Origin of the sequence: Natronomonas gomsonensis (assembly GCF_013391635.1) — an archaeon.
Classification (GTDB): Archaea; Halobacteriota; Halobacteria; order Halobacteriales; family Haloarculaceae; genus Natronomonas; species Natronomonas gomsonensis_A.
Genome location: NZ_JACAWU010000001.1, coordinates 430259 through 443102 on the forward strand (window position 1 = coordinate 430259; position 12844 = coordinate 443102).

Below are 12844 nucleotides of genomic sequence, written 5' to 3' on the forward strand. Positions count from 1 at the left end.
ACGCTTTCTTGGAGTTCATTACCGCTAAAGTTGATTTACCGTGTTTGAGATTCGCCTAGTGGAAACCTATTTATTCTGGGCGTCCGTTGGTGGGCGTAGATGGCAGTCAAGGCCGATATCGAGGATGGGAAAGAGATCGACATCGCGCTGCGCGTCACGGGGATTGACGAGTGGGAGCACGATGCCATCGCTCGGAAAATCCATCTGGAGGACGTCGACGGCGCAGCAGTAGATCTGACAGTATTCCACAATAACGACGTCGCGGACTTCGAGTGGGAGATCGGGGAGTGGTATCTCCTAGGAAACGTCGTCGGGAACGAGTTCCGGGGCGAGATGCAACTCAATCCGGGGTATGACCTCACCGTCACGCTGTTAGACGACCCTCCCGCAACTGCCGGGAACGACGAGTCTCCCGGTAGTGTACCCTCGGAAGAACCGGTCGAGCAGGCAACGGAGAGGAGTCCGAGTGGTGCTGCCGCGGCGACATCGGATGCGTCCGATCACGAGGAATTCGTTCGCGGAAGCGAGGTCGATGGTAGTTCGCGCCCGACGGCTGATGGTGGCGGTGAGCTCCTGCATCAACAGCCGCTCTCGGACGGAAACTACTTGCTGCAGTTCGAACTCGGGTCGCTGCCGGAGCTACCGGTCCACGAGTACGAACTCCGGGCGACTGGGAGTGGCGGGATCGACCCTGACGATTTCACGAACGGGATTGAGGGGTTCACGGCGAAAGCGGCGAACTACTACCAGTCACGGACAGGGAGTCCTGTGACGACGGCCGATACGTCCCGGCGGCGTATCTACGCGACCGAGAAACTCCACGGTACGATCTCGATTCACGGGTACACCGTCAAGCCGGTGCACCAAGGCGAGACGACACTGGAAGCGCGTTCGTACACGGACGACGGACCACTCCAGGAGTTCGTCAAGCAGGACGTGAAACGAGCCGTTGCTGGTCGCTTCGAGGTGTCCGGGATCGATTCGATCATCGAGCCCACCCCGCAGCGAACCGCGAACAGCGGGTTGTTCGAAGCCTATCGGAAGTACAAGTGCCGGATTCGCGTCGATGCTGACGGGACCGTGATTTGCGGCGTGAACGTCGCGTACCATCTAGAATCGACATTCTCTGCGGCCGAGTGGGTGCGGCGTGGACACGATATCGCCGAGGTGACTGTCGAGCACGACACGGATCTGTACGACAGTGCTCGCACGGCGACGGTCAAGGAGATCATCGATATGGACTACGACGATGTGCTGGACGGGCCAGGGGTCCCGATGTCGGAGTACCACGAGAAGTACGTCGAGCAGGAGGTCATCGACTCGATGCGGGCCGGCGACCCGATCATCGCTGATCTGCAGTACGGAAGCGGCGAGGATTCGATCTTCCCGCAACTCCTGGCGTACTGCAAGGTCATCCCGACGTTCGACCAGTTAGGCCGCGTCGATGACGCGTTCCTGGACGTCATCCACAACGAGAGCCGGATGAAACCCGAAGAACGGTTCAACGTCGTCACATCGTTTGTCGACCTGCTCGGCCCGACCCCGTACTTCGGCTTCGACCCGGTCACCCAGCCCACGAACACCGGGTACCGAGAACACCAGATACGGAACCGACCGAATCTTCGCTTCGGGGATGGACGGACCGGATTCTACGGTGCCGGGGGGCTCGAACGAAAGGGGTACGGCGTGTACAAGCCCCCGAAGTCGTTCGACATCATCGCGCTGTATCCCGAGGAAGAGAAAGATCCGGCTCACCGGTACGTCCTCACGCTGCTCAATAAACTCGCAGACTACGGCGCGAGTCCGACAGCATTCGACGAAGAGACGTATGAACTCGGCTCGGAGTTCCATTACTCCCAGCACGCGCAGAAAGCGAGTGACTACGATGCCGCACTGATCGTCGTGCCGGATGCAGACGAGGCCGCAGCAGCGGACTACGACGACCCGTACCCCGAGTTCAAACGGCGGCTCGGACAACTCGGCGTGCCGAGTCAGATGATCTCCGTCGACAATCTCGGCAACGACAACTACCGCGGGAACATCTGCTCGTCTCTCATCGGGAAAGCGGGCGGCGTGCCGTGGCGAATCGACGACGTCCCGGGGGACGTTGACGCGTTCGTCGGCCTCGACGTGACCTACGACCACGCGACCAAGCAACACCTCGGCGCGGCCGCGAACGTCATCATGGCCGACGGAACCATCCTCGCGTCCGAGGCCGTCACGAAGCAGGCTGGCGAGACGTTCGACGAGGACGACGTAGCGAACGTCATCAAGCACGTCCTGGAAATCTTCGCCGAAGAGGAAGGCCGACCGCCCCGGCACGTGGTCATCCATCGGGACGGGAAGTTCTACCTCGACGTCGAGAGCCTCATCAACCGTCTCGACAAAGCCCGCGATCTCATCCAGCGGTTCGACCTCGTCGAGATCCGGAAATCCGGGAACCCCCGCATCGCCGAGTACGACGAATCGAAATCACGGTTCGACATCGCGGACAAAGGCGTCGCCTTCCACGTCCACAACGGCGACCATTCCTACCTGACCACGACCGGTGGGAAGGAGGGCAGTCCAGGCACGCCGCGGCCGTTACAGATCGTGAAACGCCACGGATCGACAGACCTCGACACGCTCGCGGAGCAAACCTACTGGCTGTCTGAGGCGCACGTCGGGTCGCTGAGCCGCTCCACCCGGCTTCCCATCACCACGTACTATGCCGACAAGTGCGCCGACTTCGCCATGAAGGGCTATCTCACCAAGGGGAGCGTCATCCGCGGCGTCCCGTACATCTGACCATGCGCCAGCACAGATCCCCCCCAACCACTCACGCATCCGTCGACACACCGGTAACCCTCGCATGACCAAGACTGAATTTGAAGCAACGGTCGAGTTCGATGACGGCAGCACCGCCGACCTGGAGATGGCTGCCGACAAATCATGGGACAGCTTCCTGAACTACTTCGGTGACGCCCAGCACGTCTACTGCGTCACGTACAGTCAGTCCCCTGCATTCATTTACAAGATGTTTCAGAACCAGGACCTCGCAGTAGACTCACTGGAGGTCATCGTCGGGGACAATCAGCACGATGACTACCGGCGGTCGCTGAAGAACACGAACAACGCGAAGAAAATCGCCGCGCAACTGGAATCACTGCGACGAGACGGCGATCTCCTCATCCACACCGTCGATTCCGCGCGCGTCCTCCTCCACACGAAGCTCTACATCGTCGAGAATCAGGACGGGTCTCGTACACTCATCTGTGGGTCGGCGAATCTCTCCAAGCAGGCCTGGCAAGGGAGCAAACAAACCAACGTCAACATGGCCTGGCGTACCGACGGGGACACGCCTGTCGACGAGTGGTTCGAACGGCTCTACGCGTTCCACAAGGACTACGCGACGCCGTTCATGGAGGACCTCACCGAGGAGATCGAGGACGCTGACACGGCAGAAGAAGAGGCGAAGATCTACGACATTTGGCTGGGCGGGGACGAGTTCAGTGACGACCCGGTCGCCGAGCTGAACGCCCGGCTCGACGAAGCGGTTGACGACGACCAAGTCAACACGTACAACGTCGTCACCGACGCCGAAGAAGCAGAGAAGGCGGTGTTCGCTGCCGAAGATACGGATACCGACCCAACAGAGATCAGTCCGGACAAGCGTGTGCGCCTCTCTCCGCAGGGTCTCGAAGACGCTATCTCGAATCTGGACGACACGCTGTCCGCCAATAACATCCGTATCAACGACGGGGAAATCGTAGCGACACCCGCCGGTATCGCACGGTACAAAGAGACCTTCACCGGGTATCCCGACCTCAACGTCGATAAGAAAGAGAAGACGGTCGGGTTGCGGGTTGACGACTCAGTCCTCGAATTATCAGCTCCACTCCCGGATGACCCGCAGGAAGTCGCTGACGCGCTCGACCTGATCGAGCAGTACGTCGAAACGGTCGGGGAGTTCGGCGAAACGCGAACGACGAAGGAAACGCGGGCGCACTTCTATGAGGGTGTCATCTACTTCTGCTGGGCTCCGTTCGCTAACTACTGCGCCCATCACTACGCCGAATACGAATCTGCGGAACTGGACAAGGACCTGCCGTTCCTGTTCCTTCACGGCGACAATGACAGCGGGAAGGGAATGTTCCTGCGGTTCGGAGCGCGGCTCATCTCGAACGGGTACGTGCAGGAGGTCACGACCGGTGACGATTTCGTCAAAAACAACATCGAGCGTGCTCGTGCGTCGGACACTGTTTTCCCGTACATCGTTGACGACGTGGCGAAGTCGAAGATCGACCGGGACATCATCAAGTCGTATTGGGAGGGGAAGTGGGATGGCTCCATCCAGATGCCGACGTTCATCTTCTCCTCGAACGACTCGACGAAACCCAAATCTGAACTCCGGACCCGCATGAAGACGCTGGATTTCAACGTCAACTTCTCCGAACTGGAGAAGGACGAACGGGAAGCCGCCGCGCAGATCGCGGGTCAGGCGGACAGCTGTAACTTGTTCCCGTGGTTCGCTCACCTGTTCCTGCAGCGGGATATCTCGCTGCCAGACCAGTCGGATCGGCTCGCGGATGCTCGGGACGTGTTCGCGGAGCTGTACGCGTATGCTGAGAAGGAACCACCGGGGTACGTGCCGCTGGAGAAACCCGCCGAGCAGGAACACGACCCAGGACGACGGAAGTGGATCAGTGCGCTATCCGACGGGCTGTGTGAACTCGATTTCAAGGACGACGGGCGGATTGTCGCCGATTTCTCCGCAAATCTGGATCAGCAGCAGTGCTGGGAGTTTCAGAAGGCCACGCCAGCCCACATCCGGGCCAATATTTACGGGCCGGCAGTCCAGTTTGAAAGCGCAAACAGGTTCCAGAATTGGATAGATGAGCCCCATGTCATCGAAGATGCACGACGCGACACTGAAACAGCGGCTAACAACACCGGTGTTCTGTCTCGGGTCACGCGGCTCGTCCGAGGGTAACAGCCATGTCTGACCACGCATCTCACCGGCGATTCGACGGGACGTTAGTCACGGTACCGTTCGGGGGCGAAAACGTCGAACGAACAGCGCGGGACGAATACCGGACGCTCCTCGACGAGCGCGATTCTGAGGATGTGCTCGTCGTCACGGGTGCGCCGACGAGTACGGACACGTTCCGGGAGGCCTTGGGTACGGAGTTGCCTGGTGCGGCGACGCCGTACGTGACGTCGCTCGTGGTGCACGCGACCGACGTCCTCAACCAGACCGACGACCGCGTCATTCTCTCTGACGCGCTACGGCGAGAGCTCCTTCACCGATTCCTCGCAGACTACGAGTGGGAAACGGAGTACCTCCAGCGGGCGTCTGATCAGCCGTCGTTCATCAAGGACGTGGACGCCGTGATGGGTACGCTCTCCTGGCAGACGATTACGCCCGAGGAAACCCCGGAACTCCGCGACATCACGGCTGCGCTCGACGCATTCCACGAGTGGTTGGCCGAGCACGGCCATATGGAACGCGGGCAACTCATCTCGGAAGCGCTCGATGTCCTTTCAGGGGATGCCCGCGATGATGTCGTCGATTTCGAGGCGGTGCTCGCAGTCGAGTTTGAGGAGTTCTTCCCACTTGACCGCGCGTATCTCGACGCGCTCGCGGGCGACTGCGACCTCGTCTGTATCGCCGAAGAGAACGCGAGTGTGCGCCGTACGTGGGTCGAGTCTGGGCCAGTCACCGACTATGTCTCGTTCAGCGGGTCTCGTCGCGGGGCATCGGAGGCACCGTCGACGCGACCGGCTGCCACAGCAGCGTATTTCGCCGAAGAAACGGTTCCGGTAGACCCGGAAGCAGGGTCGGTCTCGATCCTCGCTACAGACTCCAGTGACGAGCAACTCGCCAAGGTTGCCAACGAGATCGAAGAACTCGTTGCGCAGCCAAACTGGAATTACGACGACATCGCTGTTGCTACAAAGCAAAGTGGGAGTACTGTTACGGACACCATCGAAGTGCTCGAACGAACCGGAATTCCGGCGGAATCGACGACCGTCACTGGGTTCGGTGACGACCCCGCGATCCGAGAACTCCTCGCTGTCGTGAGACATCTTGCCGCAGATGAGGAGGATGAGGTACCCGACCGTGGCCCGGAACTCGATACAGAGCGCTTAGACCGCGTCAGCGATATTGACAGCCTCGAAGATGCGGTCCGCTGGTGGGCAACAGACTCGGGATTGAAAGAGCGAATTGCAGAGCGCTCGACTCCGTTAGATGCACGGGCGCAGTTCGGGAACGTCCGGCGGACATTCCAGATGGCTGAGTTCCTCGAAGAGACCGAGTTCGTGGATGCGACGTGGGAGTCCTTCGAAGAGATGCTCGAACGCGCCCACGAGTACGCACCACAACAAAACCAGACGAGCGCGACGGATCTCAACGGCGGTGTCCGCGTCGATCACTTACAAGCGATCAAGAACGAGTCCTTCCGCGCGGTCTTTCTCGTGAATCTCGTCGACGGCGAGTACCCGGGTGACCCGTTCCTGACAGGGTTGTTCCCGACCGAGCGGGTCGCATCGATGCCGGACTACCCTGGTGTAACGGAACTCGACGCGCCGGACGTGGATGCGACGTTCCCGACGACGTCCACGGCGTCGAGTCGGCCGTTCGCGCGGTATCACACGGAACACGCGCGGCGACGCCTGGCGGTTGGGGCTGGTGCTGCGGACGAGCACCTGTACTGTTGTCTCTACGAGTACGAGGACACCGCGCTCGAAGAGCGTGCGCAGGCGTCACGGTTCCTCACAGAGGCGTACGAGCGCCTGTCGTGGGTCACCGAAGCTGACGACCCACACATCACGAGCGAGCAAGCAGCGGAGGACTTCCTGTTGTCGCGCGTCGACGACGCCCTCGCGGAGGTGCGCCGCGCCAACAGCCGGGACGTGACGGTGTCGCTCGACGACCTGGAAGCGGAACTCGGGGAGGTTCAGGATCTACTCGATAAGAGCGGGGCGCGGGGCGAGGAACTCCGGAAGGCGTTGCGTGCGCGTGTCGAGTTCGCTAACGGGGAGGTGCGACGATGAGCCAGAAGTCGCTCTCACCGTCGCGGCTAGCGAACTACGCGACGTGCCCGCGATTGTACGATTACCGGTACGTACAGGACGTGAACGCGCCAGACAGGACTGAACTCTACCTCAATCAGGGAACGATTTACCACGAGACTATCGAAGACACGTGTGATGAGACCGACCGCGACGACCCACCAGCGGTGATTCACGACCGGGCGATGCAGATTTTCGATGCGAAGTGGGACGAACACAGCAGCGCGGACGACTACGAATCACGAGCACATCGGGAGTATCAGCGCGCAGAGAATCTGGCTGCCATCGAGTCGTTCTTCGATCCTGACGGCGGGGTCGGCATCGAGCACGCCCGTCGCTCAATCACAACCGAGTGCTGGGTAGAATGTGAAGTAGATGGTCGAGGGCTTCACGGGAAAGCAGACAACGTCATCCGGACGGACGAGGGGCTCCACATCGTCGATTACAAGCGGAAAACACACGGGATGCTCTCTGACGGGACAGCCGAGTACCTTGGCGACCACCTCGACGGGGAGGCGCACGAGCCGAAGCGTGTGCGGAACGCGTTCCAGACGGCGACGTACATCGAGGGCGTGAAGAACGAACCGTTCTACGAGGACGGGATGGAGGTCAGGTTCAGTTTCTACGGCCTCCTCAACAAAACGTCGTTCGAGAGCACAGCGTCTGGATATGACGTGTCTGCGCGTGGATGGCCGCGGGAAACGACGGAGATCTACGAAGCCCACTACGAGACGATTTGGAGGCTCATTCGTGCCGCCCACGACGGAATCACGAACGGAGCCCACGAGCCAGAACCGTTCAATCTCCTCAACGAGGAGGCGTGCCCGGACTGTGACTATCGAGAGATGTGTGCGGATCGCCTGTCGACGGAGGTGCGGCGATGAGCGACGACGGTGATGACTACCCGTCGTGGTACCCGGTCCCGGAAGAGGATGTATCCCCGGAACCCCAGCAAGAGACGATCATCGATTCCGACGCGTACCCGATGCGTGTGCTCGCCGGTGCGGGGACGGGGAAGACGTTCACGATGGTGCGGAAGATCGAGCACCTCATCGATGAGGAGGACGTGTCCCCGGACCGAATTCTCGCGTTAACGTTCACGAACAATGCCGCGGACTCGATGCGGGAGAAGCTCAACGCGAAGCTCGGGACAGCGGGATACGACATCGACGCGTACACGTACCACTCGATCTGTAACGAGATACTCACCGACTACGCGTACGAAGCCGGGATCGATCCGGACTTCGAGGTCGCCACGGACGCCGAGAAGTACGCCATCGTGCTGGACGTCCTGGACGACATCAAGTACCGGTCTGTGAAACCCAACGTATACGGGAGCGATGGGTACGCGTCAGGGGCCGCGTCGAAGCTGCTCAACTTCATCGGAGCGATGAAGCGCAGCGGCATCACGCCCGACGACATCGACGCCTTCCTCGGGCCTGCTGACCGCGTCTACGAACTCGCTGACCTCTCGGAGCGCGTTGAGGCTATTGCCAGCGACCATCTAGGTGGCCGGTCCGTGTCGAGCGTACTGGACTCGCTCCCAGACGCGCGTGCCGACCTCGTCGCTGAACGCGACGCGCTCGGGACGGACGGTATCGAAGCCAGCGCACGCGACTTCCTCGACCGCCTCGTGGATCTTTGCGACGAGCTGGAAACGGCGTTCGAAGCTCACGAGGCAAGTGGCCAGGAGTTGCCGGACAACGCGTACAAGCTCCCGAAATACCTGCTCGGAGGGTACGCGAGCGGTGCGCCGACAGGCATCCCAGATGATCTGGACCTCGAACTCACAGATCATCTCGACTCGTTCCTCTCGGACTGTCTCACGGCCCGTGACCTGACTGCGGGGTACGCAGCGTACGAGCGTGAACTCGACGAACGGAACCTCATCGACTTCGACGGTCTTGTCGTGGAGACGGCCGCACTGATGGCTTCGCCGGTCGGCGAGGAAATCGCCGACCGGTGGGACTACGTGTTCTGTGACGAGTTCCAGGACACCGACCGCCTCCAGTTCGACCTCGTCACGTCACTCGTTACCGACGACAACCTGTTCGTCGTCGGTGACGATGATCAAGCGATTTACGAGTGGCGCGGCGCACACGTCGCCAACATCACTGACGAACTCGACCGCGTATTCGCGGCACTCACCGACGAACCACTAGAGGAGAACTTCCGCTCCCGACAGCCAATCCTCGACTTGGCGAACGAGGCGATTCAGAAGCTCGATCACCGGCAACGACACAAGACACTGAAACGCGTCGACGAACCCGCATACGACGGCGACACCGTCGCAACCGTCGAATTACCGGACGAAGACGGCGATGACGGCGCGACCCAACTTCGCACCGTCGTCCAGAATTTGCTGAGCGGGGCAGCAGGGAACCTCGATAAGGCGTACGACCCAGGTGACATCGCGTTACTCGTCCGGAAGAACGACCACGCGACGCCCGTCATTGAGGAATTCGAGGACGCCGGCATCCCGTACCAGGTTGCTGGCGATCTGGCGACGGAATCCGTCGGCGTCGGAACCGTGACCGCCTACCTGAAAGCGCTCGCACGGCCCGAAGACGAGGTGAGCTGGAATCGCGTCCTCCTGATGCGATACCGGCTCTGCGATGCGGATCTCCGTACCCTCAACGCGGGCGAAGAGCCTCTCGTGGACACGCTCCGCGAGACGTCACTCGAAGAGTTTGAGGAGCCCGACCGCGTCGCAGAGGCCCGCGAGCACGTCACGGAGCTCCTCGATATCCGGGATTCGGCGTCGCTCAGCCACCTGTACCGCGAACTCACGGACATCACAGACATCGAGTGGTACCTCAGCGAGCAGGAGCGCCGCGATCTCGCGCAACTCGAAGACGTCATAGAACAGTACGGGGACAGTGCCGTCCAACCACCGCTCACTCCAGAATTCATCGACTCACTCGAACACTACGACTCCCTGTTCGACGAGAGTGGCTCGACACCCACGAGTCAGCCGGACGTCGCCGACGACGCGGTCAACGTAATGACCATCCACAAGAGCAAGGGCCTGGACTTCCCGGTCGTCCTCATCCCGCAAGTCACAGCCGACGAGTGGGCACCGAGCTCACGCACCTACGACGCGCTCGAAACCAGCCTCTCGGATGGCGCAGAGACAGCGTTCGCCGAGGACTTCGTCGAGCGGGATGCACGTGAAACCCGTCGCGTGTTCCACGTCGGGATTACGCGTGCCGAAGACATCCTCGTCCTACAGGGTGGCAGCGAAGAAGACGACGATGCTTCGGACATACACCCGGTTTCAGAGGCCGTTGACGGGATTCTACCCCCCAGGATCCCGTGGCAGCCAGAGCGCGGGAAACTCCTGCTCTGGACCGACGTCGAGGAGTGTCTTCCGGAGGACGCGGTAGACTGGACTGACACGCTGGCAAGCGAGACCGTCGGGCACGTCGGTGGGGCCGTCAATCACGATGGAGAAGAACTCACAGTCGTGGCAGCGCGCGATCGCGTGATAGACCTCGCAACAGCCACCCTCAACGGAGAGCTCTCACCGAGAGCCGAGCGGGAGACCCTCCAGGTTACGTCGTTGACCGGCCCGTCGACACCGTCGCCGTCGCTCTCGCACAGCTACACGTCATTGGCTGCCTACGAAGAATGCCCGCGGAGCCACTACCTCGACTACGTGGTCAACGCATTCGCCGACTATCAAGAGACGGTATCCACGAGCGATGCCGGGGACGGTGTATCGCAACGTGAGATCGGATTGCTGTTCCACGACACCGCAGAGCAAGCCGCGAATCAAGATGTGAAACGGCGTGAGGACTGGTACGAAATCTGTGAGCGCCTCGCCAGTCAGAACCGAGCCGAGGACGCGTTCCCGGCGGCGAAACAGTGTATCGACCGGTACTTCGAGTTAGACCTCCCCAGGTACGAGATCGTCGATGCGGAGCGAGAGTTCGAACTCGACATCGACGGGCACGAACTCGTCGGCTACATCGACGCCGTCTACCGAACCCCAGACGACGAGCTCCTCGTCATCGACTACAAGGCCACCGAACGTCACCGCGACGTGGAGGACGATAAGCAACTCCCGATCTACCTGTTAGCGTGTGGTGACCTGTACGATGAGCCCGTCGCCCGGGCGGGATACGCCTATGTCGGTGAGATTGGGCCGAAGATCGAATCTCGAACGTTCAACGATGGCGACCTAGAAGCAGTCAGAGATGACGTGACAGAGTCAATGAACCGCATTGCTGAGTTCTCGTACAGCCGGTACACGGCTGGCGAGCACTGCCAGTGGTGCCAACACAACCAACTGACCTGCGCACCAGACTCGTTCACGGTCGGTCCTGGGTTTGAAGAGTAAGCTAAGATAGCCTACCGACCGAAGCAACGTATTTACGACATAAATGAAACAATTCGAGTAACCCAATGCCCGTCTTGGATGAGCTCTCCGGGTTCGAGTTCGAGGACGTAATGGAAGATGTTTTCCGGAATCTTGGCTACGAGAACGTTCGACAAGCAGAACGGACGGCTGACGAAGGGCGCGACATCCTCATGGAAGAAGTCGTGGACGGGACTCGGAGAGGCATTGTCGTCGAGTGTAAACACACGGGGACAGTCGGGCGGCCGGTGGTGCAGAAACTCCACTCGGCGATTTCGACCTTCGAGTTCGACGGGTCGAAACGTGGAATGGCGGTGACGACTGGGCGGTTCACCAATCCGGCTATCGAGTATGCCCAGCGACTCCAACGGAACGACGATCCGTATCCGATCGAACTCATTGACGGTGAAGACCTCCGTGAGATCGCCGACGAAATCGGACTCGACCTCTATAACGGCCGGATTGAAATCCTATGCGACGAGACGCTCCGGCCGTACGACCCAGCAACGTCGGTGACTACGCCCGTCACAGAGGCGTTTCAGGACATCGGAAACATCGATTCGTCGGACCTTCCCGCGCCGTATTCACGAGTGACGTTCCGTCCGGTCGTAGTTGTGACTGCGAACACGAACGCCGTCTTCGAGACATCGGTTGGCGTGATACACCGGATCAACGACCGGTCACAGTTCGCCATCTACGCAGAACGCGGTCAGCCCCGAACCGCATCAGGAGAGGTATCAAATCTCGTATTGGAGAACCGCCACGCGACCATCGACCTCGATGCAGACCAGTTCGAGGAGGTGTTTGACGCGGTCGAGGAACGCCGGTTCGGCCAGACCCAGACAGCGTACAAGGAGTGGGCCGTCGAGCGACTACAAGACCACCACACGACGACCGTCTCCTATACAGGCGACAACAACGTCACCTACAACAAGACCTGCGAGCCCAACCGCTCAGACATCTCGGTGGAGTCAATCGACCCGGTGTATCTACCGCTGGTTCGGCACACGACCGACCTACAAGCATACTCGTATCCCTACGAGTATTTCGCGGCGGGGCCATCACGCGTGACGAGCGAAGACGGGATCCATCAGTGCGTCCACTGCGATACAGCCGGCACCGACAACACCTATACGTTCTGTGCGAACTGCGGGAGCATCAACTGCGACTCACACATCGAAACTGAGCGACTGGAGGGGACGCCGGTCTGTACCGGATGTGCCGTAACCGAGCGCTTTGCGTTCAAAACGAAGTACTTCTACGACGAGGCGAACCGTGACGCGTTCCGGGAAGAGTACGAGGCGATGCCGTTCTACGAGAAAGCGATGGAAAACACGCCGCTCACTGTCGGTACAGTCGTGCTCGTCATAATCGTCCTTCTTGGAGTGCTGGCTAGCGTTGGCGGGCTCTGACGACGCCTCTAATTGG

Annotated in this window: 6 protein-coding genes; all 6 read left to right on the forward strand. The window is 60.4% G+C overall.

The genetic code is table 11. From position 1 onward, the window contains the following. The first annotated feature begins 99 nt into the window (after positions 1 to 99). The 6 genes from HWX69_RS02410 (at position 100) to HWX69_RS02435 (ending at position 12828) form a co-directional block, all read left to right on the forward strand. The gene (locus HWX69_RS02410) at positions 100 to 2787 is read left to right on the forward strand and encodes a Piwi domain-containing protein (protein ID WP_178915489.1); all 2688 of its coding nucleotides are present in this window, start codon (positions 100 to 102) and stop codon (positions 2785 to 2787) included. Positions 2788 to 2851: 64 nt separating this feature from the next. Next, positions 2852 to 4972 (forward strand): phospholipase D-like domain-containing protein, encoded by a 2121-nt coding sequence (locus tag HWX69_RS02415; protein WP_178915490.1) that lies wholly within the window; start codon positions 2852 to 2854, stop codon positions 4970 to 4972. A 5-nt stretch (positions 4973 to 4977) separates the two neighbouring features. Further along, positions 4978 to 7038 carry a PD-(D/E)XK nuclease family protein gene (locus HWX69_RS02420; protein WP_178915491.1) on the forward strand — a complete coding sequence of 687 codons (2061 nt, stop codon included), beginning with the start codon at positions 4978 to 4980 and terminating at the stop codon, positions 7036 to 7038. After that, on the forward strand, positions 7035 to 7940 hold the full coding sequence (locus tag HWX69_RS02425; RefSeq protein ID WP_178915493.1) for a RecB family exonuclease: 906 nt from the start codon (positions 7035 to 7037) through the stop codon (positions 7938 to 7940). Before HWX69_RS02420 ends, HWX69_RS02425 begins: the two co-directional genes overlap by 4 nt. Then, positions 7937 to 11398, forward strand: coding sequence for an ATP-dependent helicase (locus tag HWX69_RS02430; protein ID WP_178915494.1), 3462 nt, complete (start codon positions 7937 to 7939; stop codon positions 11396 to 11398). The genes HWX69_RS02425 and HWX69_RS02430 overlap by 4 nt, the downstream gene beginning before the upstream one ends. 65 nt (positions 11399 to 11463) lie before the next feature. Then, positions 11464 to 12828, forward strand: a complete 1365-nt coding sequence (locus HWX69_RS02435) for a restriction endonuclease (protein ID WP_178915495.1) — start codon at positions 11464 to 11466, stop codon at positions 12826 to 12828. Positions 12829 to 12844 lie beyond the last annotated feature (16 nt).